The organism is Thioclava sp. ISO4 (genome assembly GCF_058105145.1).
In genome coordinates this window covers 734,877-760,961 of record NZ_CM176571.1, presented here as the reverse complement: position 1 = coordinate 760,961, position 26,085 = coordinate 734,877, and the positions used below count along the sequence as shown (strand labels likewise).

Below are 26,085 nucleotides of genomic sequence, written 5' to 3'. Positions count from 1 at the left end.
AACCTTCCCAAGCGTCAACTTGTTTGGGAGGACACCATGCGCTTCACTTATATCATCGCTGCGGCCTGTCTCGCCGCGACCCCGGCCATCGCTCAGGACGGCGATGTCGGCAAAGCTCTCTACGGCCAATATTGCGCCAGTTGTCATGGCGACGATGGCACGGGCACCGGGCCGATGGCCGAATATCTGAACGTGAAACCCGCCGATCTGACCGGCCTTGCCGCCGCCAATGACGGCGAGTTCCCGATGCTCAAGGCGATCCACATCATCGACGGACGCACGGGCGTGCGGGCGCATGGCGGGCCGATGCCGGTCTTCGGCGAGGTGTTCATGGAACAGGGCGGGCACGGTGCGCCGTATTACACCGACGTTCTGGCCACGCGCGGGCGCGTCCTTTCACTCGCGACCTATCTCGAGTCGCTTCAGAAATAGGCGATAAGACGTTCACGATAGCACTGGTCTCGCGGGGTGATCTCGACTCCGCGAGCCGGATATGGTTTGCAGGAACCCGGGCGTCAGAGCCTTGTTGGACGACATATCACCGGGAATGCAGATTGATGAGCGATATTGACGCGTTGAGCTTCGAAGAGGCGATGAAGGCTCTCGAGGAAGTCGTGGGCAAACTGGAACATGGCGACGTGCCCCTGGACGAGTCGATCAAACTCTATGAGCGCGGCGCCAAGCTGAAAGAGCATTGCGCCAAGCTTCTGAAAGAGGCCGAGGCGCGCGTGGAGAAGATCACGCTCAATGCCGACGGCGCTCCGAAAGGCACGACCCCCGCCGAAGGTCTGTAAATGTTCGCCCCCCGCTTGAAAGAGGTGCAGACGACCGTTCAGGTCGCGCTCGATGCCGCCGTGGCGCGCCAGCCCGAGGGGCCGTTGCGCGCCCCGATGCATTACGCGCTGCAGGGCGGCAAACGCCTGCGCGCCTTCCTCGCGATCGAAAGCGCCGCGATCTTCGGCATCCCGGAGGCGCAGGTGATGCCCGCCGCCGCCGCGATCGAGGCGCTGCACGCCTATAGCCTCGTGCATGACGACCTGCCCTGCATGGATGACGACGATCTGCGCCGCGGCCAGCCGACAGTTCACGTGAAATGGGACGAGGCCACCGCCGTGCTGACCGGCGACGTGCTGCAGACGCTTGCCTTCGAGCTTTGCGCCGATCCCGTCCTCGGCCCGGCAGAGCGGCGCATCGCGCTCAGCCTCGCGCTCGCGAAAGCCTCCGGCGCGGCTGGCATGGGCCACGGTCAGGCGCTCGACATCGCGGCGGAAAGTGCCACCGATCCGCTCTCGCTGAGCCAGATCACCGCGCTGCAGGCGGGCAAGACCGGGGCGCTGATCTCCTTCGCGTCGCGCACCGGCGCGATCCTCGCGGGCGAGGACGAGGGCCCCCTGAGCGATTTCGCCGATGCGGTCGGTCTGGCCTTTCAAATTCACGATGACATCCTAGATGTGACGGGTTGCGAAAAGGCCGCCGGAAAACGGGTCGGCAAGGATGCCGAGGCCGGAAAAGCCACCTTCGTCTCGCTGCTCGGCCTCGCCGGCGCGCGGTTCCGGGAGGGCGAGCTGATCGAGCAAGCCATCGACGCGCTTTCGCCTTACGGCGAGGAAGCGGAAAACTTGCGGGCCGCTGCGCGTTTCGTTATCTCCCGCGAGATGTAGCGCGCCTAGGGGGCAGCCAATGAGCGATAACCCGAACGACCAAACGGCCACGCCGCTCCTCGACAAGGTGCGACTGCCGTCCGATCTGAAAGGCCTTTCCGATCCCGAGCTGAAAACGCTCGCCACCGAGTTGCGCGCCGAGACCATCTCGGCCGTGTCGCAAACCGGCGGGCATCTCGGTGCGGGTCTGGGCGTGGTCGAGCTGACGGTCGCGCTGCATGCCGTGTTCGACGCGCCGCGCGACAAGATCGTCTGGGATGTCGGCCACCAGTGCTACCCGCATAAAATCCTGACCGGGCGCCGCGACCGCATCCGCACATTGCGCACCAAGGGCGGGCTGTCGGGTTTCACCAAACGCTCGGAGTCGCCCTACGATCCGTTCGGCGCGGGCCATAGCTCCACCTCGATCTCGGCCGCGACCGGCTTCACGATGGGCCGCGAGCTGGGCGCCGAAACCGGCGACGCGATTGCCGTGATCGGTGACGGCGCAATGTCGGGCGGCATGGCTTTCGAGGCGATGAACCACGCGGGCCATCTGGGCAAACGCATGTTCGTCGTGCTCAACGACAACGAGATGTCGATCGCCCCGCCCGTCGGCGCGCTGTCGAGCTACCTCACCCGGCTTTATTCCGAGGCCCCGCTGCAGGACCTGAAATCCGCCGCCAAAGGCGCGGTCGGCCTGCTGCCCGTTCCGTTCCAGGAAGGTGCGCGCCGAGCGAAGGAAATGCTCAAGGGCATCGCCATGGGCGGCACCCTGTTCGAGGAGCTGGGCTTCTCCTATGTCGGCCCGGTCGACGGCCACGACCTCGACCAGCTGCTGCCGCTTCTGCGCACGCTCAAGGCCCGCGCGACCGGCCCGGTGCTGATCCATGCGCTGACGAAAAAGGGCAAAGGGTACGGCCCGGCCGAGAGCCGCCCCGATGGCGGCCATGCCACCGCGAAATTCGATCTCAGCACCGGCGAGCAGAAGAAATCGCCCTCCAACGCGCCGAGCTACACCAAGGTCTTCGCCGAAAGCCTGATCAAGGAAGCGGCGAAGGACGAGAAGATCGTCGGCATCACCGCCGCCATGCCGGACGGCACGGGGCTGAAGCAATTCGCGGGCGTCTATCCGCGCCGCTGTTTCGACGTGGGCATTGCCGAGCAGCACGCCGTCACCTTCTCCGCCGGGCTCGCGGCCTCGGGGATGAAACCGTTCTGCGCGATCTACTCGACCTTCCTGCAACGCGGCTACGACCAGATCGTCCACGACGTCGCGATCCAGCGCCTGCCGGTGCGCTTCGCCATCGACCGCGCCGGTCTGGTGGGCGCGGATGGCGCGACCCATGCGGGCTCGTTCGATGTGGGCTTCATGTCGTCCCTGCCCGGCATGGTCGTGATGGCCGCCGCCGACGAGGCCGAGCTGGTCCATATGGTCGCCACCGCCGCAGCGTATGATGACGGCCCGATCGCTTTCCGCTATCCGCGCGGTGAAGGCATGGGCGTCGACATGCCCGAAGAAGGCGTGCCGCTGGAAATCGGCAAGGGCCGGATGATCGCGGAGGGCGCGCGCGTCGCGATCCTCAGCTATGGCACGCGGCTTGCCGAAGTGCTGAAAGCGCGCGAGGCGCTGCAGGCCCGCGGCCTTGCGCCGACCATCGCCGATGCACGCTTCGTCAAACCGCTCGACACCGATCTGATCGACCGGCTCGTGGCCGGACACGAGGCGCTGATCTGCATCGAGGAAGGCGCAATCGGCGGCTTCGGCAGCCATGTCGCGCAATACCTGTCGGATCAGGGCGTCTTCGATCACGGGTTCAAGTTCCGCTCGATGGTCCTGCCCGACACGTTCATCGACCACGCCTCGCCCGAGGACATGTATCACTCCGCGGGCATGGATGCGCCGCAGATCGAGGCGAAGGTGCTCGAGCTTCTGGGCGTCGCAGTCGCGAAACGCGCCTGAGATAAGTTTTCCTTATTTTCGGGGCGGCTGCATAAGTTTGACTTATGCGGCCTCCGCCTCCTCCAGCAAGCCTTCCTCGACCAGCCGCCGCGCCCAGCCCTCCGGCCCGTCGAACAGATGCGTCTTCCAGCCGAACGTGTGCGCCGTCGCGATATTGTCGGCGCGGTCATCGGTGAAGATCAGATCCGAGCCGGACAGCCCGGACGCTTCCTCGACCATCTGATAGATCTTCGGATCGGGCTTCGTGACGCCCATATGGCCCGAGATGAAATCCCGGTCGAAATCGCGCAGGAACGGGTAATGCGTGGCCGCGAAATCGTAGCTTTGAATCCCGAAATTCGTCAGCGAGAAAACCGGCATCCCCTTGGCCTGCAAGGATTTCATCAGGCGTAGCGAATGCGGGATCTCGGGGGCTGCCATCTCGATCCAGTCGTCGTGCCAGCGCCGGATCGCATCGCGCCAGCTCGGGTATTTCTCGGCCCATGCGTAGATCGTCTCGCGGAACGGCGCGCCGCGGTCGATCTCGTCATTCATGCCGTGCAGATCGACCTCTGCGAACATCTGCTCACGGGTCTCGCGCGGCATGATCCGGTCGTAATGCCGCTCCGGCTGCCATTCGATCAGCACGTTACCGATATCGAAGATAACTGCCTTAACCATTCTTAACCTCTCTTGCTGCCGCCCGCGCGACCCGGTCGAGCGCATCCGAGAACCGCGCCCGGTCGGCCTTGGAAAACGGCTTGCCGCCGCCCTGCCGGAACGGATCGGCAGAGCGCAGATCCGCCATCAAATCCCGTGTTGCCAAGACGTTACCGATATTGGCGGGCGTCAGCGCCTCGCCGTCGGGGCGCAGCACCCGCGCGCCGGCCTCGACGCATTTCGCCGCCAGCGGAATGTCATTGGTGATCACCACATCGCCGACCGTCGCGCGCTCGGCGATATACATATCGGCCACGTCCGGCCCCTGATCGACATAGACCATCTCGACCAGCGGATTGGGCGAGGGCCGCAGCCCGCCATTGGAGACAAGCATCAGCTTGACCCCGAGACGGGTCGCGACCTTCTCGGCCTCGGCCTTCACCGGGCAGGCATCCGCGTCGACCCAGATCACGCCCAGAGCGCCTCGGCGTGGAACTCGATGTGATCGGGGATGAAGGTCGAGACGAAATAGTAGCTGTGATCGTAACCTTCCTGAATCCGGAAGGTGCCGGGCTGACGGCGCGCGGCCATCGCTTCGGCCAGCGCCTCGGGCTTCAGCAGATCGAGGAACTGGTCCGAGCCGCCCTGATCGATCAGCACTTCGCCGTCGAACCCACGCTCGCGCATCAGAAGCGTGGCATCATGCGCGGCCCATGCGGCCTCGCTGTCGCCCAGATAGGCGCTGAACTGTTTGCGGCCCCAATCGCTTTGCGTCGGGTTCGCGATCGGCGCGAAGGCCGAGACCGAGCGGAAACGCTCGGGCAGCGACATCGCCAGCGTCAGCGCGCCATGCCCGCCCATCGAATGGCCGGTGATCGCCTGCCGCTCGGGGTCGATCTCGAAAGCGGCGTCGATGGCGTTCGGCAGTTCCTCGGCAATGTAATCCCACATCCGGAAATGCGGCGCCCACGGGTCCTGCGTCGCGTTGACGTAGAAGCCCGCGCCCTGCCCCAGATCGTAATCCTCGTGGTTGGCCACGCCCTCGCCGCGCGGCGAGGTGTCGGGGAACACGAGCGCGATCCCGTGCTCGGCCGCAAACGCCTGCGCACCCGCCTTGGTCATCGCGTTCTCATGGGTGCAGGTCAGGCCCGAGAGATACCACAGCACCGGCACCGGCCCGTCCTCGGCCTCGCGCGGCAGGAACAGACCGAAGGTCATCTCGCAGTCATTGACCTTCGACGCGTGCGAATAGACGCCTTGGACGCCTCCGAAACAGCGGTTTTCCGAGATCGTTTTCATCAAAGCCTCCTTAGCCGTGAACCCAATGGATGACCGCCGGAACCGTGAGGATCGAGACGGCGGTCGAGACGAGGATGGCGGCCGAGACGCGCTGCGGCGCCACCCCGAAATGCTGCGCCAGAATATAGACATTGCCCGCGACAGGAAGGGCGGCGGCGGCGATCATCACGCCTGCTGCGAAGGGGTCGACATCGAAGATCAGAAGCGAGGTGATCGCGATCGCGGCCGGGTGCAGGAAGAGCTTACCGAAGGACAGCCAGACCGCCGGCGCAGGCTTCTCGGCCGATTTGCCCGCAAGCGAGGCGCCGATGGCGAAGAGCGCGCCCGGCGTGGCCGCCGCGCCCAACAGCGTCACGAATTCCGACAGCGGGCCCGGCATCGGCAGCTTCAGCCCGGCCCAGGCGAGCCCCGCCACCATCGAGACGATCATCGGGTTCTTCACCAGCCCCAGCGCGATCGGCGCGAGCGAGACCTTCCCGTGCCGCGCGGCGGTGATGAAGATCGTGATGATCGAGGAAAACACGATCAGATCGCAGCTCAACACCATCAGCACCGGCCCCACCGCCGCCGGTCCCAGCAGCACCACCAGCATCGGCACGCCGAGGAAACCGGTATTGCCGGTCATCGAGGTATGCGCCTCCATCGCCGAAAGCGCGGTGGGCAGCTTGCGCGCCTTGGCGACGGCGAAAGTGATCAGCCAGACCGCGCCGGAGCCGGTCAGATAGGCGAGGATGAACTGCGGATCGACGAGCGCGGCCAGATCGAGATTGGCGGAGAATTTGAACAGCATCGCCGAGAGCGCGAAGTAGAAGACGAATTTCGTCAGCCACGCGGTCGCCTCGGCGGTAAAAAAGCGGATCTGTCCGGCGAACCAGCCAAGCCCGATCAGGGCAAAAAACGGCAAGGTCTTCAGAAAGATCTCAAGCATGGCCAAGGGCTAGCATGCGCCTTTGGCAAGTGCCAGCTATGGAATGAGGTCTGCGCGCCCGTGGAAAGCTTGGGAAGCCTCCGGCGGGGATATTTTTGCCAAGCCGAAAGCGAAGCGCCTGTCTTCGCCTTGGCTCAAATATCCCCCGCGGAGCGTCCCGCATGTGCCGCTGGCGCGCGGGTCGAAGGTAAGGCTGTGTCAGCCGCCGCCGATCAAGACGCCGGCTGCGAAGACCAGCGCGCCGCCGAGCACGACCTGGAAAGCCGCGCGCAGGAAGGGCGTTTCCATGAAGCGGTTCTGGATCCAGGCGATGGCCCAGAGCTCGATGAACACGACGATGATCGCGATGGTGGTCGCGGTCCAGAAATCGGGGATCAGGTAGGGCAGCGCGTGACCCAAGCCGCCAAGCATGGTCATCACGCCCGAGGCGATGCCGCGTTTGATCGGCGAGCCGCGGCCCGAGATCACGCCGTCATCATGCGCCGCTTCGGTGAAGCCCATCGAGATGCCTGCGCCGACCGAGGCCGCGAGGCCCACGAGGAAGGTGGTCCAGGGGTTTTGGGTCGCGAAGGCGGTGGCGAAGATCGGCGCGAGGGTCGAGACCGAGCCGTCCATCAGCCCGGCGAGCCCCGGTTGCACCCAAGTCAGGATGAACTGGCGATGGGCCTGACGGTCCTCTTCTTCCTTTTCGCTCTCGGGCAGATGCGTGCCGGTCAGCTCTTCGGCCTTCTTCTCGTGACCGAGTTCGGCCGCCGCGAGATCGCCTAGCAACTCGCGCGTGCTGGCATCGGAGCTGCGTTGGGCTGCGAGAGTGTAGAACTTGCCCGCCTCGCGCTCCATCGCCTCGGCCTCGCCGCGGATCGTGTCGAGCGAGAGGTTCTTCGTGAGCCAGATCGGTTTGCGGTTGTAGAAGCCCGCGACATGCTCGCGGCGGATCAGCGGGATCACATCGCCGAAGCGGTCCGTGTGCCGGGCGATCAGGAGGCGGCGGTGCTCGTCTTCCTCTCTTGCCATCTCGTCGAAGATCTTCGCGGAAGCCGGATATTCGGCGCGCAGATGTTCGGCGTATTGGCGATAGATGCGTGCGTCGTCCTCCTCGGAGGAGATCGCGAGCGCAAGCACTTCCTGTTCAGTGAGATCGTCGAAACGGCGGCGTGACGCGAAACCGGGAAGCATGGGAGGCCCTCTTTTTTAGAACGGTTCTAAAATATGCAGAGTTGCGTCCAGCGCAAGGCAGTATTTCGAACTGATCAGTTCATTTGGGCTTGATTTCTGAACCGAACGGTTCATATTCAATTCCGAACCAAGTAGTTCAGTTATGGAGAACCGCTATGAAACGTCTCGCTTACGCCCTTGTTCTGTCTGTGTTTGGCGCAACCGCCGCATCGGCTGGCGTCGGGGATTTCTCGCTGCCGCGTCTGGACTTCCCGACCACCGGGGCTCCGACCGTCACGCAAGGCTGCAACGATCTGACGCAGGTCTGCGCGGATAATTAATCGCGTCCGAGATGCGCTTCGCCCCGTTCGGCGGCGAGGCGCATCTGACGTTCGCGCTCGCGGAAGCGGTCGCGATCGGCATCGGAATACTCGCCGATGCAGCGGTGACAGGAGACGCCTTCCTCGTAATCGGGATGGCGTTTGTCTTCCGCGGAGACCGGGCGGCGACAGGCGTGACAGCTGTCGTAATCGCCCTGTTTCAGCCCGTGGCGCAGGCTCACGCGCTGATCGAAGACGAAGCAATCGCCCTGCCAGAGCGAGCCGTCTTCCGGCATGTCTTCGAGATATTTCAGGATGCCGCCCTTGAGGTGATAGACCTCGGGCACGCCTTCTGAGAGCAGGAAATTCGTCGATTTCTCGCAGCGGATGCCGCCGGTGCAGAACATCGCGACGCGCTTGTTGTGGAAGCGATGCGCGTTGTCGCGCCACCATTGCGGAAATTCGCGGAAAGATTTCGTGCCGGGGTCAATGGCCCCCTCGAAAGTGCCGATCTCGATCTCGTAATCGTTGCGCGTATCGATCACGACCGTGTCCGGCGAGGAGATCAGCGCGTTCCAGTCCTGCGGCTCGACGTAATGGCCGACGCGGGCTTTCGGGTCGATATCGGGTTCGCCCATCGTGACGATCTCGCGCTTGAGCCGCACCTTCATCTTGCCGAAGGGCATCTCGGCCGCCGCGCTTTCCTTCCATTCCAGATCGGCGCAGCCCGGCAAGCTGCGGATATGGGCCAGCACCGCGTCGATCCCTTCGCGGGTCCCCGCGATGGTGCCGTTGATCCCTTCGCGCGCGATCAGGAGCGAGCCTTTCACGCCTTGGGCGCAGGCAAGCTTCGCCAGCGGGGCCTTGAGGGCCTCGGGAGACTCGAACCGGGTGAAATGGTAAAGGGCGGCAACGGTGAACATAGGCCCCGCATTAGCGCCGTGCGGGGGCGTTAGGCAAGAGCCGTTGACCATGTGGGGCCCGCGCCCTACCCATGGAGAGACCCTGCGGGAGAGACAAAATGACCAAAGCCCTGATCGTGATCGACGTGCAAAACGATTTCTGCCCCGGCGGCGCGCTGGCGGTATCGGGGGCCGACGAGATCGTGGCGCGCGTGAACACGCTGATGACCGAGTTCGACACCGTGGTGCTGACGCAGGATTGGCACCCCGCGGATCACGCCTCTTTCGCGAGCCAGCACGAGGGGGCCGCCCCCTTCACGCAGGTGCATATGGAATATGGGCTGCAGACGCTCTGGCCGGATCATTGCGTCCAAGGTTCCAAAGGGGCGGAGTTTCACCCCGATCTGGCCGTGGACCGGGCGCAGCTGATCATCCGCAAGGGGTTCCGGCGTGGCGTCGACAGCTATTCGGCCTTCTTCGAGAACGACCATAAGACACCGACCGGGCTTGCGGGCTACCTGCGCGACCGGGGCGTCGAGGATCTGACCTTCGTGGGGCTCGCCACCGATTTCTGCGTCGCTTGGTCGGCGCTGGATGCGGCGAAGCTGGGCTTCCACGCGACGGTTATCGAAGGCGCCTGCCGGGCGATCGACCTCGACGGCTCGCTGCAGGAGGCGCATAGTGAGATGCGCTCTGCCGGTGTGAAGCTGGAGGCCTGATCCATGGTCGACATCGCGAGCCGCGTCTATAACCACAAGTGGAAGATCGACCCGATCGTGCGGTCTCTGATCGACACGGATTTCTACAAGCTGTTGATGTGTCAGTCGATTTTCCGCAACAAGCCGGAGACGCGGGTCAAGTTCAGCCTGATCAACCGCAGCAAGTCGATCCGGCTCGCGGAGCTGATCGACGAGGCGGAACTGCGCGAGCAACTGGATTATGCGCGCTCGCTGAAACTGTCGCGCGGGGAGAGTACCTGGCTGCGCGGCAACACGTTCTACGGCAAGCGGCAGATGTTCCGCTCGGATTTCATGGAGTGGTTCGAGGGCTATCAACTGCCGCCCTACCATCTGGAAAAGCGCGACGGGCAATATGAGCTGACCTTCGAGGGCAAGTGGCACGAGGTCATGCTCTGGGAGATCCCGGCGCTCGCGATCCTGATGGAATTGCGCGGGCGGGCGGTGCTCAACACGATGGGCCGTTTTGAGCTGCAGGTGCTCTACGCGCGCGCGATGACCAAGGTCTGGGAGAAGATCGGGGCGCTGCGCGAGCTGGACAACCTGCGGATCGCGGATTTCGGGACACGGCGGCGGCACAGCTTCCTGTGGCAGGACTGGTGCGTGCAGGCGATGCTCGAAGGCTTGGGCGACATCTCCGAAGGGGGCGCGTTCACCGGCACGTCGAACTGTCTGGTCGCGATGCGGCGCGACATCGAGGCGGTGGGCACCAATGCGCATGAGATGCCGATGGTCTATGCGGCGCTGACCGATAGCGATGCGGAACTGGCGAAGGCGCCTTACAAGGTGCTCGCCGATTGGCACGAGGAGCATGACGGCAACCTGCGCATCATCCTGCCCGACACCTATGGCACGAAGGGGTTCCTCGACCACGCGCCGGATTGGCTGGCGGGCTGGACCGGCATCCGCATCGATTCGGGCGATCCGGCGACGGGCGCGGAGATCGCGATCGACTGGTGGAAAGCGCGCGGCGAGGACCCGCGCCAGAAGCTGGTGATCTTCTCGGACGGGCTGACCGTCGACAAGATTCGCGAGTTGCACGCGCAGTTCGCAGGCCGGGTGAAGGTCAGCTTCGGCTGGGGCACGCTGCTGACGAACGACTTCCGCGGGCTGGTGCCGAATGACGCGCTCGCGCCGTTCAGCCTTGTCTGCAAGGCGGTCGAGGCCGACGGGCGCCCGACGGTGAAACTGTCGGACAATCCCGCGAAGGCGATGGGCCCGGAGGACGAGATCGCCCGCTACAAGCGCGTCTTCGAAGTCGGCCCGCAGCAAGCGATGAAGGTCATGGTCTGAGCGGTCAGGTGATCGCGTTCAGGATCAGGTAGACCACCGCCGAGAGCGCTGCCGAGGCCGGCACCGTGATGATCCACGCCGTGGCCACCGTCATCATATGCGAGCGGCGCACCAGAAGGCGGCGCTTGCGCTCTTCCGGCGGGACGGGCTTGCCCTTGCGGATGCCCAGCTCGCGCGCGCGTTTCTCGGCATGCCATTCGCGATAGAAGCCGACGCCGAAGATGCCGCCGACCGCGATATGGGTCGAGGAGACCGGCAGGCCCAGCCAGGAGGCCACAATCACCGTGATCGCCGCCGAGAGCGCCACGCAATAGGCGCGCATCGGGTTGAGCTTGGTGATCTCGTTGCCGACGAGGCGGATCAGCTTGGGTCCGAACAGGAGCAGGCCGAAGGAAATCCCCAGCGCGCCCACGGCCATCACCCAGAACGGGATGCCGACCTGCGCGGCAATATCGCCCTGCTCGACCGTGTGCACGATGGCCGCGAGCGGGCCGACCGCATTGGCGACGTCATTCGCGCCATGGGCGAAGCTCAGCAGCGCGGCAGAGACGACGAGCGGCAGGCCGAACAGCGTCTTGAGCGATTTCTTGCGGTTCTCCATCCCTTCGGATTGGCGGCGGATCATCGGGATCGTGACGAGCCATCCAATGGCACCGACGACGAGGCCGATCAGGACCGCTTCGACAATCGTGATCTTGAAGAGGTGCTTGAGACCCTTGAGCGCGAGATAGGCGGCGAAGGCCCCCGACATGATGCCGATCAGGATCGGCACCCATCGGCGCGCGGCGGCGATCTTGTCGTCGACATAGATCACCTTCGTCTTGATCAGCGCGAGGAAGGCGGCCGCGATCACGCCGCCCATCACCGGCGAGATCACCCAGCTTGCCGCGATCTTCGCCATCGAGACCCAATCGACAGCCCCGAAGCCCGCGGCCACGATGCCCGCGCCGACGACGCCCCCGACGATGGAATGGGTGGTCGAGACCGGCGCGCCGAGCCATGTCGCGAGGTTCAGCCACAGGGCCGCTGCCAGAAGCGCCGCCATCATCGCCCAGACGAAATGCCCGGAATCGGGCAAGGCGGTCGGATCGATGATGCCCTTCGCGACGGTTTTGACGACATCGCCGCCCGCGACGAGCGCGCCCAGACTTTCGAAGATGGCGGCGACGATCAGCGCCCCGATCAGCGTCATCGCACGCGAGCCCACGGCGGGGCCCATGTTGTTGGCGACGTCATTGGCGCCGATATTCAGCGCCATATAGGCCCCGATCGCAGCGGCGGCGATCACCACCAGTTGGCCGGGCTGCCCGCCCACCAACACGGCCGCCACCAGACCGACGAGCACGATGAAGGCCAGCGCGATCCCCGGCGCGACCATGCCGCGCGCCACGAATTGCCCGGCACTTTCGACGCGTCCGATCCGCTTGAGATCCTTGTCGAGCGTTTTCCACTGATTGACGCGGGACTCGTTGTCTTGATTGGCCACCGTCACGAACCTGTCATCTAATTGTCAGAACCCGCGCGGGGTAACGGGTTTGACCCGTTGTGACAAGGCGTTCGACGGCTTTCGGGGCTCAGAGCTTGCGCAAAAGCTTCTGCAGGCCCTCTTCCGCGACCAGCTTCGCGGCCTGCTTCGGCGCAAACCATTTGCGCTTGCGCTGATGCTCTTCGGGAAAGGACTTCATCAGGGTCTCGACCCGCATCGGGAAGACCACGACATCGGTGGGCGTGGCCAAGCCGCTATCGAGGATTTTGTCGTAGCGGAACGCCCCGGTGGGCTCCTTGTCGATCTTGCCGACGACCCCGGCTTCTTCCCATGCCTCCTGCTTGGCCGCGCCGGACAGCGAGCGGCCCCGCATCGGCCAGCCTTTCGGGATCACCCAGCGCCCGGTGTCGCGCGAGGTGATCAGAAGGACCTGGGTCTTGCCGTCTCGGATTCGCAGACAGAGCGCCCCCACCTGCAAAGAGGCGGGGCGATACCCCAGCAAGCCCTTCGCGACGGATTTCGCCCATTTCATCGACTGGTCTCCCATGGCGGCGTACGGTTCTCCAAATGCTGTGCAAGTTCAAGCGCACGTTCTAAATATAGTCTTTGGCGCGGATCGGAACCCGGTGCCCGGGTCACAATCCAGCCAGCAGACGCGAAGGCTCTCAGCGCCACGAAAAGCGGCAGCAGTGCCTCCTGATCGGGCGGAAGCGAACGCAGGCTGCGATAGCCCTCGACGATCCCCGCCGCCTGCTCGCCCCAAAGCGGGTCGCCCCAGCCCTGCACCAGCGCCGTCGCGAGGTCGTAAAGCCGGTAGCCCGGCCCGCAATCGTCGAAGTCGATCAGCGCCAGCCCGTCCGGGGTCGATAGCACGTTCTCACGCAGGCAATCGGCGTGGATCGGGCCGTAATCCTGTGCCTGTGCCAGCAGCGCACGCGCAAGATCGCGGCCCGAAGACAGCGTTGCGGCCTCAACTTCCGAAAGCTGAGGATGTTCCCAGAAACGTCCCCAAAGCGGATGCTCCCCCAGAAACCCCTCGCCATCCCACGGGTTCCGGTCGAACCCGTCGGGCGGGGCGGCATCGCTGCTGATATGCAGCTGCGCGATAAGGCGGCCCAGCGCATGAGCCTCGGCGCGCACCGCCTCGGGCGTGCCGGAAAGCGGCTGATCGCCCGCGCCGATCGCCGCGCCATCCAGCCATTCCACGCAGGAGGTCACGCGGTTGCGCACGCTGCCCGTCAGCGCCCCGTTCAGCGCACGCACCGGGCGCGGTACCGGCATCCCCTGATCGGCAAGGCTTTCGCACCAGCGCAACTCGGCCTCGATCCCTTCGCGGCCCTGATAGCCGGGACGGTGCAGCCGCAGCGCGACATGGCGGCCATCCTTCAGATGCGCCTCGAAGACGATATTCTCGCGGTTCTTCACCAGACGCGGCGGCGCGCTCGTTTGCCCCCAAAAATAGAGGGCGGAGTCCGCCATCGCCTGTGCGGTCTCGTCCGAAATCATGCAGGAAGCTCCTCGAAACTTTGCGCAAGTTTCTCCAGCATTTCATCGGCATCGGCCTGATTGAAGACCATCGGCGGGCGGATCTTGAGAATATGTTGGGCCCGCCCCACCCGGCCCATCAAGACATGGCGCTCGCGCATCGCCTCGACGATCCGGCCCGCGCCTTCGCTGGCGGGTTCGCCGTCTTGCGCAAGTTCGATCCCGAGGAAAAAGCCCAAGCCGCGCGCTTCGGCAATCAGCGGATGGGACAGCTCGCGCAGCCCTTGCAGAAGGTAGTCGCCGACCTGCGCCGCGTTTTCCTGCAAGCCTTCGTCTTCGATCACCCGCAAGGTCTCCATCGCCGCGGCGACCGAGACGGGATTGCCGCCGAACGTGTTGAAATAGCCGAAGGCCTCGCGGAAGCCGGCCATCACATCGGGCTTCGCCACCAAGCCCGCGACCGGATGACCATTGCCCATCGGCTTGCCCATCGTGACCACGTCGGGCGTGAAGCCCAGCCATTCGTGGCCCCAGAAATGCGAACCGATCCGGCCGAAACCCGGCTGCACCTCGTCGCTCAGGATCAGGCCGCCCGCGCGGCGGATCACCTCGACCGTCTGGTCGAGGAAACCAGGCGCGATGCCGGGCATCCCTTCATTGGCGAAGATCGGGCAGAGCATGAAGCCCGCGAAGCCGTGGCCGCTCTCTTCCAGCTCGGCGATCGCTTGGGCCACATTCGCCGCAAAGGCCTCGGGCTGCGCTTCCAGCGATCCGCCCAGAGGCGCAAGACTGTCGGGCGCGGGCACCCGGCGGATATGGTCCGGCCAGCCCCCGATCGGCGGGCGCCGCGTGGAGAGATGCGCCACGGCGGTGGTGTTGCCGTGATAGGTGTTGTCGGTCGCGATGAAGCCGCGCTTGCCGGTCACCGCCTGCGCCATGCGCAGCGCGACGTCGTTGGCCTCGGACCCCGTGCAGGTCATCAGAAGCTGGCCGTCAAAGCCGAACTTGCCCAGCAGCGCCTCGGCATAATCGAGGATGCCTTCATGCAGATAGCGGGTGTGGGTGTTGAGCGTGGCGGCCTGTTCGCAGATCGCCTTCACGATGCGCGGATGGCAATGGCCGCAATGGGCGACGTTGTTATAGGCGTCGAGGTAGCGCTGGCCGTCGGCGTCGAAAAGCGAGCTGCCCTCTCCCCGCACGATCTCGACCGGGCGCGCATAGAAGGTCGGCACGTTCGGCCCCAGAAGCCGTTCGCGCCGCGCCAAAAGATCATTCCCCATCCGAGACCTTCCCGCGCAGCGCTTTCTTCTCGCCGTGAATCGCCTTCGCCTTCAGCCGCCGCTTCTTCGAGCCGAGCGTGGGCCGGGTCGGGATCCGCTTCTTGGGTTTTTCGCAAGCCTTGCGGATCATCTCGGCGAGGCGGTCGCGCGCGATCTCGCGGTTGCGGGCCTGACTGCGCGTGTCCTGCACCAGCAGCAGAAGCGCGCCGTCGCTGGTCCATCTGCGCCCCGCGATCCGGCGCAGGCGGTTCTTCACCGCTTGCGGCAGATGCGGCGAGCGTTCGGCCTCGAAGCGCAGCTCCACCGCAGTCGAGACCTTGTTCACATTCTGCCCCCCCGGACCTTGCGCCCGGGTGAAGGTTTCGGTGATTTCCCAATCCTCGATGGTTATCTGATCGTTGATCCGCAGCATGGGCCACAAGCTAGCTCACGCTGCGAAAAACGAAAGCCCCCTTTACCCCGCCAGCAACCGCGCCCCGTCATGGCCGGTGATGCGCACGGTCATCAGCGTACCTTCGGGCTGGTCGTTCTCGAATGCCACCTCGGCAAAGCCTTCGGTGCGCGCGACACGCGGGGTCTCGGTCAGCACGCGCTGTTCGGTGCCGACCTGCGCGTCGAGATGGGCGGCAAGCGCGGCCTCGCCCTTCGCGCGCAGCCGGGCCGCGCGCTCCTTGACAATCGGGCCCTTCACGGCGGGCATCCGCGCGGCGGGGGTGCCCTTGCGCGCGGAATAGGGAAAGACATGCAGGAAGGTCAGCCCGCAATCATCGACGAGCCGCAGGGAGTTCTCGAACATCTCCTCGGTCTCGGTCGGGAAGCCCGCGATGATGTCCGCGCCGAAGACGATGCCGGGGCGCAGCTTGCGCGCTTCCTCGGTAAAGGCAATGGCGTCGTCGCGCAGATGACGGCGCTTCATCCGCTTGAGGATCATGTCGTCGCCCGCCTGAAGGCTGAGATGCAGATGCGGCATCAGGCGCGGCTCACTCGCGATCGCCAGCATCAGGTTCTCATCGGCCTCGATCGAGTCGATGGAAGAGATGCGCAGGCGCGGCAGATCGGGCACGAGGCGCAGGATTCGCATCACCAGATCGCCCAGACGCGGCTCGCCCGGCAGGTCGGCACCCCAGGAGGTCAGATCGACCCCGGTCAGGACGACCTCGTTGAAGCCGCGATCCACGAGGCGCTTGATCTGCTCGACCACGACGCCCGCCGGGACGGAGCGCGAATTGCCGCGGCCGAAGGGGATGATGCAGAAAGTGCAGCGGTGATCGCAGCCGTTTTGCACCTGCACATAGGCGCGGTGGCGGCCGAACCCGTCGATCAGGTGACCGGCGGTCTCCTTCACCGACATGATGTCGTCGACCATGACACGCTCGGTCTCGCCGATGAAATCGGGGCCTTGCGGGGCGAGCTGCGCCCAGGTATCGGCCTGCATTTTCTCGTGATTGCCGATGATCTTGGTGACCTCGGGCATCGCCGCGAAGGTGTCGGGCTCGGTCTGCGCGGCGCAGCCGGTCACGATCACCGGCACGTCCGGGTTCTCGCGCGAGAGACGGCGGATCTCCTGCTTGGCCTTGCGCACGGCCTCGGCGGTCACGGCGCAGGTATTGACGACCACGGCCCCTTCGAGCCCGGCGCCTGCAGCCAATTCCTTCATCGCCTCCGTCTCATAGGCATTGAGACGGCAGCCGAGGGTCGAGAAAACGGGCGGTTTCATATCGCGTCCAGAAAATCTTGGGTGAGGGTCGCATCGAAGACATGCGCGGTGGGGCCGGTCATCCAGACGCCATCGTCGCGCCAGTCGATCTCCAGCTGACCGCCATCGACATCGACGAGGACGTGCTTGCCGGTCAGCCCGCGCAGATGGGCCGCGACGGCGGTGGCACAGGTGCCCGAGCCGCAGGCCAGCGTGATGCCCGTGCCGCGCTCCCAGACGCGCATCCGCAGATGGTCGGGGCCGATCACGCTGGCGAATTCGACATTGGTGCGCTCGGGGAACAGGGGATCATGCTCGATCACCGGGCCTTGGCGATCAACTTCGACCGCCTCGGCATCGTCGACGAAGAAGACGCAATGCGGGTTGCCCATGCCGACCGCGATCGGGTCGCCGCCCAGCGGCAGATGCGCCGGATCGATGCCGGGCAGAATCGGAATTTGCGCCGCTTCGAGAATCGGCGCGCCCATATTGACCGAGACCATTCCGTCCTCGCGCCGCATCGCGGCAAGCTCGCCCCGTTCGGTCAGAAGCGTGACATCGGTCCGGTCGAGCTGACGCATCATGTAATCGCTCACGCAGCGAGTCGCATTCCCGCAAGCGCCGGCCCGCGTGCCGTCGGAATTCCAGAATTCGAGTGTGAAATCAGCCCCTTGTGCAGGGCGGATCACGGCAAGCTGGTCGAATCCCACGCCGCGATGCCGATCTCCGAGCGCACGCGCGAGCGCAGGCGTAACCGGATCGTCGCCCTCACGGGCGTCGATCACGACGAAGTCATTGCCGAGCCCATGCATCTTCATGAAGGGCAGTCCGCTCTCTGTGCGCTTTGTATTCATGGCGCGCGATATACGCCCGCGCCAAGGTTTTTTCCAGATGTGCAATTTTTGTGAATTTTATGCCTTGACCCCCCCGGCGGGGGTTTGTAGAGACGCGCCCTGTGATGGGCCGTTAGCTCAGTTGGTAGAGCAACTGACTTTTAATCAGTGGGTCGCAGGTTCGAATCCTGCACGGCTCACCATCACCCTCAGAAACCCGGGCTTCGGCCCGGGTTTTTGCGTTTCTGGGCCTGCGGTTACGCGATGCGCCCCCAGCGTCAGAAATAACTGCGCACCAAGGCCCCCGAGAGCAGCACCCAGCCGTCGGCCACCACGAAAAAGGCGAGCTTGAACGGGAGCGCCACGACTGCGGGCGGCACCATCATCATCCCCATCGACATCAGAACCGCCGAGACGACGAGGTCGATGATCAGAAACGGCAGGTAAACGAGGAAGCCGATCTGGAAGGCACGGGTGACTTCGGACAGCATGAAGGACGGCACGAGGGTCGAGAGCGGCGCGCCCTCGAGGCTTTCCGGCGCGGGCGTGCCGCTGCGCAGTTCGGCCAAGGCTGCGAAAGTGTCGGGATTGGTGCGCCCGGCCATGAAGGCGCGGAAAGGCTCGATCCCCTTGGTGAACGCTTCCTGCCAGTCGATCGCACCGTCGATCAGGGGCTGGCCCGCGACGCGCCAACTCTCAAGGAAGACCGGCTCCATGATGAACCATGTCAGGAAAAGCGCGAGGCTGATGATCAGCATATTCGGCGGCGATTGCTGCAACCCGAGAGCTTGGCGCAGAATCGACAGCACCGTGACGATGAACGGAAAGGCCGTGACCATGATCGCGAGCCCGGGCGCGAGGCTGAGCAGCGTGATCGCCGCAATGATCAGCAAGGAGCGGCCCGCGAGGCTGTCGCCCTCCCCCACAGAGAGCGTAATGTCCTGAGCCTGCGCGGGCAGCGCCGCGAGCGCTAAGGTTAATGCCGCGAGGGGGACGAGCCAAAGCGCAGGCAGGCACGACTTGGCGGTGTCGGGAGAGTTCGGGCGGGGACGCATTTCACAACCCGTTTTGCAGATCGGCCACCTCGGTAAGCCGCACCGCAAGCTGCCCGTCGCTGCCCGTCGCTGCCATCGATCTCAGTCAACTCGCCGCGCGCGATCAGCTTGTCCCCGACATAGAGTTCCACCGGGTCCTCCACTTTCCGGTCGAGCGGCAGCACGGCGTCACGCTTCAGGCGCAGCAAATCGCGCACCAGCGGGCGGGCCTTGCCGACCGAGATGGTGATCTCGATCGGGACCTGCGTGAAGGGGTTGGCGGTCGAAGCGTCCGGCGCGGTCTCATTCATCGGGCTTGTCCTTCGCGGTGGCGGTGAAATAGGTCGTGCCGCACGCGAAATGGCGGCGATGACGGCGTCGAGATCGACGCGGGTCTCGGTATCGGCGAAGCGCAGATAGACCTGGCCTTCGCCAAGGCTAGGCTCTGCCGCGAAAACGAGCGGCAAGTCTGCACGTGGCGCGAGCGCCTCTTGAACCTGCGGCAATGCGGTCGGATTACCGACCACCGTGATCGGCGTCGCGCAGAGACCCTCGGCAATCGGCATCAACTGCTCGGCCACGACGGGGCCAAGCGACGCGCGCGCAAGCTCGGGCAACAGCTTGCCGCAGATCTCGATCAGAAGTGGCTCGAGCGCGTCAAGCATGTGCTGGCGCGCTTCGTGATAGGTGAAGCCCAGCGCCTGAAGGTTGCGCCCGAGATCGGCGTGCAGTCGCGCGGTTTCGGCATTTTGCGCAGCAACGGCATCGTCCCACCCGGCCTGATATCCGGTCTCGAAGGCGGCAAGTTTGGCCTCTTCCAACTCGGCCGGCGCGAGCGCGATTTCACCCGCCTCTGCCGAGTTGGGCTCAAAGGATTCCAGTTTCAGCCTTTGCCCCATCATGTTTTCTCCGACGGCTCTTCCATCCAGCTACGCAGGATTTCGACGGTTTCCGCCTGCCGCTCCTCGATCATCTTCTTCAATCGGTCGACGGGATCGGCGGGTCGGTCGACGTCGAAATCCGCCTGTGTCGCCATCGGCAGGTCACCGAGGTCGAAATCGGAGACAAGCTGCATATTCATGTCGGGCATGTCTCCGTCGTCGATCTCACCGGTGAGCGCCGTCGACGCCGTGGTGCCCTCTTCCGAAGCGCTGGGCGCGGGCAACTCCGCCGCGCCTGCACGCGATTTCTGCAGCAGGATCGGGCGCGCGACGAAAAGACCAAGCACGAGCGCGACGATCGCAAGGACCGCGATCTGGATGATCTGCGTCAGATCGAGCGCCATGCTGTCGATGAAGCCGGGCCCTGCGACGGTTCCCGCCTCTGGCAGCGCCTCGAACTGCATCGACCGCAGGGTGATCACGTCCCCGCGCGCCTCATCGAACCCGACCGCCGAGGCGACGAGTTCGCGCAGGTCGGCCAGCTCGGCATCGCTGCGTGGCTCCCAGCTTGGCGTTCCATCCGGGTTGGTCCCGCGCACCCCATCGACGAGCACGGCCACGCTGAGCCGCTTGAGTGCGCCGGGCGCACGCAGCAATTCGCGCCGCGTCTCCGACACTTCGAAATTGGTGCGCGCGCGGGTCTCGCTCGTGCGGCTTTGCGATTTGCCGGTCTCGCCGGTGCCGTTATCGGGCAGATTCGAGGCCACGGTCGTCGCCGGCGGCGTGGTCGAGTCGGAGGTCTTCGAGGTCTCCGACGTATCGGTGGAAATCGCCACGCGCCCCTCCGGATCGAAGCGCCTTTCGGTGATCGCCTCGCGCTCTGTCGCGGTGTCGAGCGCCACTTCGACCACGACGTTTCCGGGCCCCACACGCGCCTCGAGCAGCCGTTCGACATTCTGCTTCAACGCTTGGGCGCGATCCTCCCCACTGCCGGGCAGCGCGGGATTGTCGTTAAAGGGGATGAGCCCCCGCGCCGAGTCGATCACCGAGACATCTTCGGGCGTCATGCCGGTCACCGCCGAGGCCACGAGGTAGCGCACCGCCTTCGCCTGTGCGCCGCTCAACCCCCCGAGCGTCGGCGTAATCGTCACCGAGGCGGTCGGCTCGGGCGTCCCGCGAAACGGCATATTCGTCGGATGCGCAATATGCACCCGTGCCGATCGGATCGACGGCACGGCGGCGATCGTTCGCGCCAGTTCCCCCTCTTTCGCGCGCCAATAGGCCGCGTCGAACATCTGCGAGGTCGTGCCGAAACCCGACAGCGAATCGAGCAGTTCATAGCCCGCCCCGCCGCTTGCGGGCAGACCTTGCGACGCAAGCGTCATCCGCAATTCGTCGCGCTGCGGTGCGGCCACGAAAATCGAATCGCCACGCACCTCATAGGCCACGCCGCGCTGTTCGAGCGCCGAGATCACCTCCCCCGATTCCGCACTGCCAAGCCCCGCGTAAAGCAGCGCAAACGTCGGCTTCGACGCGATCGACCCGATGGCGAAAACCGTGGCGATCATGGCGATCACCCCAAAAACTGCGGCGAGTTTCCTGCGCATATCCAGGCCGGCCCAAGTGTCGATGAGTTGCTGCAAGACGAACCTCCAAAGAGCGGGCGTTCTACCCGAGCGTCGCAGGCACCTTCCCTTAATGCGATTAACAATCGGTTAGTCCGACTCGGGTATTCCAAGTCTCGAACCGCAACAGCGAGGCCCCTATGACGGACGCCACTGCCGAGGCCGAAGAGCCACCGAAGAAAAAGTCCAAGCTGATGCTCGTGATTGGTCTCGTGCTCATGCTTCTTCTGGGCGGCGGGGGCTTCTATGCGGTCTATTCGGGGCTGATTCTCGCGCCTCCGGACACGGCGCACGGCGCCGCCGGGCCGGAGGCGCCCACGCCCGAGGCCCTTCCCGATATCGCCTATGTCGCACTCGAACCGCTTTCAGTCACGCTGAGCGGGGCATCCGCACGCCATCTGCGCTTCGCGGCCGAGCTTGAGGTGCCCAGCGCCTATCAACACGACGTGGAGCTTTTGAAGCCGCGCGTGATGGATGTGCTGAACGGGTATTTACGCGCGGTCGATGTCAGCCTTCTGGAGGATCCAAGCGCGATGATGCGCCTGCGCGCGCAGATGTTGCGGCGGGTGCAACTGGTCACCGGAGACGGGCGCGTGCGCGACCTTCTGGTCATCGAATTCGTGCTGAACTGAGGGGAGAGAGCAATGCAATTCCTTGCCGAAATCACATCCGGACTCGCGGCCTTGGCGGCGGCGATTTATTGCTTCGTGCTCGCGCGCAGGCTCAAGCGGTTCAATCAGCTCGAGACCGGGATGGGCGGGGCGATCGCCGTGCTGTCCGCACAGGTCGATGACATGACGCGAGCGCTCGAGCGGGCGCAGGCGACCGCGGGCACATCCGAGCGGCAATTGCGCGCCCTGACGGAACGTGCGGAAGCAGGTGCGGAGAAGCTCGAACTGCTTCTGGCCTCCCTGCACGATCTGCCCGAGGACGGAGAACCGCGCCGCCGTGTGCTGCGCCGACGGCATCGGGAAACGGATATGGAGGCGGCGCAATGAGCCGTCTGCCCAAGCGCAAACCTGGCCGTCGCAAATCCCGCCCGGGCCGCGGTGCGCTCTGGATCATAGCCGCGCTTTTCGGCCTGTCCGGCGGAGTGCAGCTTGCTCAATTCGGAGCCTGGGCGCGCGAGGCGACCGGCCCTGCGCATGAGACCGAAGCGGCGAAACCGGAAAACGATTGCATCGACGACGCGGGATTCATGGCTATGCTTGCCGATCTCAAGGTGCGAGAGGCGAAACTCGTCGAACAGGAAGGGCTGTTGAGCGACCGCCGAAATGCGCTCGCTCTCGCGGAAACCCGGTTGGAAGCGCGGCTGAATGATCTCGTTGCGGCGGAAGAGGCGCTGTCCAAGACCGTGGCCGTGGCAGATGGCGCGGCCGAAAAAGATGTCGGAAAGCTCGTCACCCTTTACGAGAACATGAAGCCGAAACAGGCCGCCCCGCTTTTCGCCGAAATGGACCCGAATTTCGCCGCAGGTTTTCTCGCCCGGATGCGCCCCGCCGCGGCCGCGGCAGTGATGGAAAGCCTCGAGCCGAAAACCGCCTATGCGATCAGCGTCCTGATGGCGGGCCGCAACGCGGGCGCGCCCCGCGACTGAGCCAGACGTTAAGGGTCTTGGGCATTTCTTAAACCGAATCATTCAAAGTCGCCCAAGAGAAACGGAAGGGGCTTTCCATGATCGGCATCATCGGCATCGTGATCATCTTCGCGATGGTTTTCGGCGGCTATGTCGCGGCGGGCGGAAAGATGGGGATCATCCTGAAATCCCTGCCCTTCGAGATGATCATGATCGGCGGCGCGGCTGTGGGGGCCTTCGTTCTGTCGAACGACATGGCCTCGATCAAGCACACGCTGAAGGATGTCGGAAAGGTTTTCAAAGGCCCGAAATGGAAGCCCGACGACTACCGCGATCTTCTTTGCCTCTTGTTCGAACTGATCCGGCTTGCCCGGCAGAACCCCGTCGCGATCGAAGAGCATATCGAAGACCCGGAAAATTCCTCGATCTTCGGGAAATATCCGAAAATCCTGCACGATCACGAGGCGATCGACATCATCTGCGATACGATGCGATCGGCTTCGATGAACTACGACGACCCCATGCAGGTGGAAGAGGTGCTCGATAAGCAGCTCGAGGCGAATTACCACCACGCCATGCATTCGAGCCACGCGATGCAGTCGGTTGCCGACGCGATGCCCGCGCTCGGGATCGTCGCGGCGGTGCTCGGGGTCATCAAGACCATGGGGTCGATCGACCAGCCCCCCGAAATTCTCGGCAAGATGATCGGCGGCGCGCTTGTCGGGACCTTTCTCGGCGTGTTCCTCGCCTACGGGTTCATCGCCCCATTCGCGAGCCGGATGAAGGGGGTGATCGACGAAGACAGCCACTTCTACAAACTGATCCGCGAGGTGTTGATCGCCAACCTGCACAATCACGCAACCAATATCTGCATCGAGGTTGGTCGCCAGAACACACCCCACCACATTCGCCCAAGCTTCTCCGACCTCGAGGAGGCCTTGAAGTCGGTGAAATCGGAGGCGGCATGAGGTTCTGGATCGCGCTTCTTTTTCTGCTGCCCTTCACTCCGGCTTATGCCACGCCAATTCCGGTCAAATCGGGCGAGCATGACGGCTTTTCCCGCCTCGTGGTCTATCTACCCGCATCGGCCAGTCGGGCCCTTGCTCCCGTAGATGAAGGAGTTCGCCTCGCGACCGACGCATCAGATCCGCAATATGCGATTCAAAACGTGTTCGAGTTGATCCCGCGTGACAGGTTGAAAGCACTTATCGCAGAGCCCGATGGCACGCTTCTTCTGAGACTCGCACCCGGAATCATTCCCGAAACCTTTACTCTCGAAAGCGGTGCATTCGTCATAGACCTCAAGGATGCACCGCCAGATCAAGCCGCGCTGGCGCCAGCTGCGGCAGTACGCGATCGGGCCAAATCTTCGCCAACGAATGCGCCGCGGCCATCCTCCCCGCCCCGGCACAGAACCGTTCAGCCTGTCGCGATTGGACGGGACTATCTCGACCTCTTCTGGCAGCCACCGCATATGCGCGAAACCACCGCAGCGCCGGTGACGATCTCGGATGGCGCGCCCAAACCGCAAATCCCGCCGAAACCGGATCCGCGACTTGATGGCATTGAAGAGAGCCTCTTACGCCAGGTTTCGCGGGCGGCATCGCAGGGACTCGTCTCGGCTCAGGTGAAGCCTTCAGAGGCCCGGCCCCCAAAAAGCGGGCAACAAACAAACTCTCCTGCAAACGAGACGACCACGGAGAGCGCTGACGATCCGATGGGTCCTCCCGCGCCGGCACTGCCGCCGCATCTCGCCGTCGATTCGATGACCGTGATCGATCGCGATCATCTCGTCACGCCACCCCAGACGCAGCTGGAGGTATCCGAGTGCCCTCCCGATCGATATTTCGACCTCGCGAGCTGGATCGACGAGCGCCCGGCCTTCGCGCAGATCAGCGATGCACGCCGTGATCTCTTGGGCGAATTCGACGTCCCCAACCCGCGTAAGGTGATGGCTTTGGCAAGACTATACATTGCCTTCGGTTTCGGGACGGAGGCCCGCGCGCTTTTGCGCGACATGGCTAAGGATGGTCCTAGCAAAGATGCTCTGCTCTTTGTCGGATCGGTTCTCGATCAGGACCCCGCCGCGGCTGCATCGCCGCTCGCGCGGCTCACAGATTGCGATGGTGCGGTCGCGCTTTGGGCTTTCCTTGCATCAGACCCGCCGCCCGAAAAACGAGATGTCGCATTCGCCGCGCTTCGCCGAAATTTCGAAGCACTTCCGGTGGATCTGCGACGGTCTCTGGCGCCAAACCTTGTGGCTAGGCTCACGCAGATTGGGGCCGCAGATGTGGCACGCTCTCTCGAACCCGCGGTCAGCCGAATAACCACGGAGGATCGAACTGCGCTTGATACAGTGGAGGCGGAAATCCAAGCGAAAGAAGCGGATCCACAAGCTTTGGGTAACCTTGAGGCGCTTTCGAAGACGAATTCAGAGCAGGGGTTGCGCGCGTTGATCCTATGGCTCAACGGCCAGATCGATGCGGGCGGAGAAGTCGATCCGGCAGCTCTCGCCAATGCTGAGGCGCTCGCATTCGAACTCGCCAAAGCGCCGGAGGCACCGGAGTTGCGGCGCATCGCTGCGATCGGGCACGCCGCGAATTCCGAATTTCCTAAAGCTTTTGAGATTTACGCCGATGCGGCCACAATCGCGGACCCAAACGGCACGCTCGCGGCAACATTCACGCGGTTGGTTGGTCAATCCAGCGACGCGGTTTTCCTTCGCACCCTCTACGACGAATTGCCACTTGCCGAGGAAGTCGCACAGATACCGAACCTGCGACAAGAATTGGCCGGACGCGCAATCTCTCTGGGAATGCCGGCAGTCGCCGTGCGCCTCCTCGGCAAGGCCGCGCCATTGACGGAGCAGGACAAAACGCTGCTCGCTCGGGCAGCGCTTCTTGAAATGGACCCTGCAGCTGCTCTCGCACACCTGAAGGACCTCGGCGGTCAGCGAGTCGAGCAACTCCGGGCGGAGGCTTTATCCCGGCTCGGTCGACACGACGACGCGCGCGCCGCCTATCTGCGTGCGGGGAATCCAAAAGATGCGCGCGCACAATCCTGGCATAAGGGCGACTGGTCAAACCTGGAGACTTCGCCCGACGCGGTGGAGAAGCAGTTTTTAGAAACCTTCGGTGCGGAGCCTTCACCTGGGACGGATGTCCAAGGGGGCCCGATCACTCAGGCGCGCAGCCTGTTGGAGCGAAGCCAAGCCGAGCGGGAAACGCTGTCGAAAATGCTCGAGCGCCTTGCCCTGCCGACCGCACAGGAATGACGTGCCGAAACGGCGCAAACGGTTTCTAAATCTTTGGCC

27 protein-coding genes, 1 tRNA gene and 1 pseudogene are annotated in these 26,085 nt (G+C 64.3%); 13 read left to right on the top strand and 16 right to left on the bottom strand.

All coding sequences use genetic code 11. The annotated features are described in order from the left end of the window. Positions 1-36 precede the first annotated feature (36 nt). The 4 genes from AC2TZ7_RS03885 (at position 37) to dxs (ending at position 3,603) form a co-directional block, all read left to right on the top strand. Positions 37-432 (top strand): c-type cytochrome, encoded by a 396-nt coding sequence (locus AC2TZ7_RS03885; RefSeq protein WP_489865960.1) that lies wholly within the window; start codon positions 37-39, stop codon positions 430-432. Positions 433-557: 125 nt separating this feature from the next. Then, a complete protein-coding gene (locus AC2TZ7_RS03880; RefSeq protein WP_078522293.1) occupies positions 558-794 on the top strand; it encodes an exodeoxyribonuclease VII small subunit in 237 nt (78 codons plus the stop codon). Continuing rightward, the gene (locus AC2TZ7_RS03875) at positions 795-1,661 is read left to right on the top strand and encodes a polyprenyl synthetase family protein (protein ID WP_489865959.1); all 867 of its coding nucleotides are present in this window, start codon (positions 795-797) and stop codon (positions 1,659-1,661) included. Positions 1,662-1,680: 19 nt separating this feature from the next. Continuing rightward, positions 1,681-3,603, top strand: coding sequence for a 1-deoxy-D-xylulose-5-phosphate synthase (gene dxs, locus AC2TZ7_RS03870; protein ID WP_489865958.1), 1,923 nt, complete (start codon positions 1,681-1,683; stop codon positions 3,601-3,603). A gap of 42 nt (positions 3,604-3,645) precedes the next feature. Here the strand turns inward: dxs and AC2TZ7_RS03865 are convergent, their stop codons facing one another. From AC2TZ7_RS03865 to mbfA, 5 genes are all read right to left on the bottom strand, one after another. After that, positions 3,646-4,263, bottom strand: a complete 618-nt coding sequence (locus AC2TZ7_RS03865; RefSeq protein WP_098409681.1) for an HAD family hydrolase — start codon at positions 4,261-4,263, stop codon at positions 3,646-3,648. After that, a complete protein-coding gene (locus AC2TZ7_RS03860; protein WP_078522289.1) occupies positions 4,256-4,714 on the bottom strand; it encodes a YaiI/YqxD family protein in 459 nt (152 codons plus the stop codon). Before AC2TZ7_RS03860 ends, AC2TZ7_RS03865 begins: the two co-directional genes overlap by 8 nt. Beyond that, positions 4,711-5,541: an S-formylglutathione hydrolase gene (gene fghA / locus AC2TZ7_RS03855; RefSeq protein ID WP_489865957.1), complete on the bottom strand. Its 831-nt coding sequence runs from the start codon at positions 5,539-5,541 to the stop codon at positions 4,711-4,713. Before fghA ends, AC2TZ7_RS03860 begins: the two co-directional genes overlap by 4 nt. Positions 5,542-5,551: 10 nt before the next feature. Continuing rightward, positions 5,552-6,469, bottom strand: coding sequence for an AEC family transporter (locus tag AC2TZ7_RS03850; protein ID WP_083076389.1), 918 nt, complete (start codon positions 6,467-6,469; stop codon positions 5,552-5,554). A gap of 198 nt (positions 6,470-6,667) precedes the next feature. Next, positions 6,668-7,645 (bottom strand): iron exporter MbfA, encoded by a 978-nt coding sequence (gene mbfA, locus AC2TZ7_RS03845; protein WP_098409678.1) that lies wholly within the window; start codon positions 7,643-7,645, stop codon positions 6,668-6,670. 155 nt (positions 7,646-7,800) lie between these two features. Here mbfA and AC2TZ7_RS03840 point away from each other — a divergent pair, with 155 nt between their 5' ends. After that, positions 7,801-7,965 (top strand): hypothetical protein, encoded by a 165-nt coding sequence (locus AC2TZ7_RS03840; protein WP_157771528.1) that lies wholly within the window; start codon positions 7,801-7,803, stop codon positions 7,963-7,965. Here the strand turns inward: AC2TZ7_RS03840 and trhO are convergent. Further along, on the bottom strand, positions 7,962-8,867 hold the full coding sequence (gene trhO, locus AC2TZ7_RS03835; protein ID WP_489865956.1) for an oxygen-dependent tRNA uridine(34) hydroxylase TrhO: 906 nt from the start codon (positions 8,865-8,867) through the stop codon (positions 7,962-7,964). The two genes, AC2TZ7_RS03840 and trhO, sit on opposite strands and share 4 nt — an antisense overlap. 98 nt (positions 8,868-8,965) lie before the next feature. On the opposite strand from trhO, the gene pncA reads away from it, so the two are divergent. After that, positions 8,966-9,565, top strand: coding sequence for a bifunctional nicotinamidase/pyrazinamidase (gene pncA / locus AC2TZ7_RS03830; RefSeq protein ID WP_489865955.1), 600 nt, complete (start codon positions 8,966-8,968; stop codon positions 9,563-9,565). A 3-nt stretch (positions 9,566-9,568) separates the two neighbouring features. Beyond that, entirely contained in the window at positions 9,569-10,876 is a 1,308-nt protein-coding gene (pncB, locus tag AC2TZ7_RS03825) for a nicotinate phosphoribosyltransferase (RefSeq protein ID WP_489865954.1), read from the top strand. A gap of 4 nt (positions 10,877-10,880) precedes the next feature. On the opposite strand, the gene AC2TZ7_RS03820 is transcribed toward pncB, so the two are convergent. The 7 genes from AC2TZ7_RS03820 to dapF form a co-directional block, all read right to left on the bottom strand. Then, a complete protein-coding gene (locus AC2TZ7_RS03820; RefSeq protein WP_489865953.1) occupies positions 10,881-12,362 on the bottom strand; it encodes an inorganic phosphate transporter in 1,482 nt (493 codons plus the stop codon). An 88-nt stretch (positions 12,363-12,450) separates the two neighbouring features. Further along, positions 12,451-12,894 (bottom strand): NUDIX hydrolase, encoded by a 444-nt coding sequence (locus tag AC2TZ7_RS03815; protein WP_489865952.1) that lies wholly within the window; start codon positions 12,892-12,894, stop codon positions 12,451-12,453. After that, positions 12,891-13,868, bottom strand: coding sequence for a phosphotransferase enzyme family protein (locus AC2TZ7_RS03810; RefSeq protein ID WP_489865951.1), 978 nt, complete (start codon positions 13,866-13,868; stop codon positions 12,891-12,893). The genes AC2TZ7_RS03815 and AC2TZ7_RS03810 overlap by 4 nt, the downstream gene beginning before the upstream one ends. After that, positions 13,865-15,127: an aspartate aminotransferase family protein gene (locus AC2TZ7_RS03805; protein ID WP_489865950.1), complete on the bottom strand. Its 1,263-nt coding sequence runs from the start codon at positions 15,125-15,127 to the stop codon at positions 13,865-13,867. Before AC2TZ7_RS03805 ends, AC2TZ7_RS03810 begins: the two co-directional genes overlap by 4 nt. After that, on the bottom strand, positions 15,117-15,539 hold the full coding sequence (gene arfB, locus AC2TZ7_RS03800) for an alternative ribosome rescue aminoacyl-tRNA hydrolase ArfB (RefSeq protein ID WP_489865949.1): 423 nt from the start codon (positions 15,537-15,539) through the stop codon (positions 15,117-15,119). Before arfB ends, AC2TZ7_RS03805 begins: the two co-directional genes overlap by 11 nt. A 42-nt stretch (positions 15,540-15,581) precedes the next feature. Beyond that, positions 15,582-16,844, bottom strand: a complete 1,263-nt coding sequence (gene mtaB / locus AC2TZ7_RS03795) for a tRNA (N(6)-L-threonylcarbamoyladenosine(37)-C(2))-methylthiotransferase MtaB (protein ID WP_489865948.1) — start codon at positions 16,842-16,844, stop codon at positions 15,582-15,584. Beyond that, positions 16,841-17,677, bottom strand: coding sequence for a diaminopimelate epimerase (gene dapF, locus AC2TZ7_RS03790; protein ID WP_489865947.1), 837 nt, complete (start codon positions 17,675-17,677; stop codon positions 16,841-16,843). Before dapF ends, mtaB begins: the two co-directional genes overlap by 4 nt. Before the next feature lie 106 nt (positions 17,678-17,783). On the opposite strand from dapF, the gene AC2TZ7_RS03785 reads away from it, so the two are divergent. Further along, positions 17,784-17,859 (top strand) — tRNA-Lys (locus tag AC2TZ7_RS03785). 75 nt (positions 17,860-17,934) lie between these two features. On the opposite strand, the gene fliP is transcribed toward AC2TZ7_RS03785, so the two are convergent. The 3 genes and pseudogenes from fliP to fliF form a co-directional block, all read right to left on the bottom strand. Further along, on the bottom strand, positions 17,935-18,711 hold the full coding sequence (gene fliP, locus AC2TZ7_RS03780) for a flagellar type III secretion system pore protein FliP (protein ID WP_489865946.1): 777 nt from the start codon (positions 18,709-18,711) through the stop codon (positions 17,935-17,937). 1 nt (position 18,712) lies between these two features. Beyond that, positions 18,713-19,001, bottom strand: a pseudogene (locus AC2TZ7_RS03775) (FliM/FliN family flagellar motor switch protein). A 587-nt stretch (positions 19,002-19,588) separates the two neighbouring features. After that, complete coding sequence (fliF, locus tag AC2TZ7_RS03770; RefSeq protein WP_489865945.1) at positions 19,589-21,214, bottom strand: flagellar basal-body MS-ring/collar protein FliF; 1,626 nt, start codon at positions 21,212-21,214, stop codon at positions 19,589-19,591. A 122-nt stretch (positions 21,215-21,336) separates the two neighbouring features. On the opposite strand from fliF, the gene AC2TZ7_RS03765 reads away from it, so the two are divergent. The 5 genes from AC2TZ7_RS03765 (at position 21,337) to AC2TZ7_RS03745 (ending at position 26,046) form a co-directional block, all read left to right on the top strand. Further along, positions 21,337-21,828 carry a flagellar basal body-associated FliL family protein gene (locus tag AC2TZ7_RS03765; protein WP_489865944.1) on the top strand — a complete coding sequence of 164 codons (492 nt, stop codon included), beginning with the start codon at positions 21,337-21,339 and terminating at the stop codon, positions 21,826-21,828. Between the two features lie 12 nt (positions 21,829-21,840). Continuing rightward, the gene (locus AC2TZ7_RS03760) at positions 21,841-22,194 is read left to right on the top strand and encodes a hypothetical protein (RefSeq protein WP_083076450.1); all 354 of its coding nucleotides are present in this window, start codon (positions 21,841-21,843) and stop codon (positions 22,192-22,194) included. After that, the gene (locus AC2TZ7_RS03755) at positions 22,191-22,793 is read left to right on the top strand and encodes a MotE family protein (protein ID WP_489865943.1); all 603 of its coding nucleotides are present in this window, start codon (positions 22,191-22,193) and stop codon (positions 22,791-22,793) included. Before AC2TZ7_RS03760 ends, AC2TZ7_RS03755 begins: the two co-directional genes overlap by 4 nt. A 77-nt stretch (positions 22,794-22,870) precedes the next feature. Next, positions 22,871-23,740 (top strand): flagellar motor stator protein MotA, encoded by an 870-nt coding sequence (gene motA / locus AC2TZ7_RS03750; RefSeq protein ID WP_098409663.1) that lies wholly within the window; start codon positions 22,871-22,873, stop codon positions 23,738-23,740. After that, positions 23,737-26,046 (top strand): hypothetical protein, encoded by a 2,310-nt coding sequence (locus AC2TZ7_RS03745; RefSeq protein WP_489865942.1) that lies wholly within the window; start codon positions 23,737-23,739, stop codon positions 26,044-26,046. The genes motA and AC2TZ7_RS03745 overlap by 4 nt, the downstream gene beginning before the upstream one ends. The last annotated feature ends 39 nt before the right edge of the window (positions 26,047-26,085 follow it).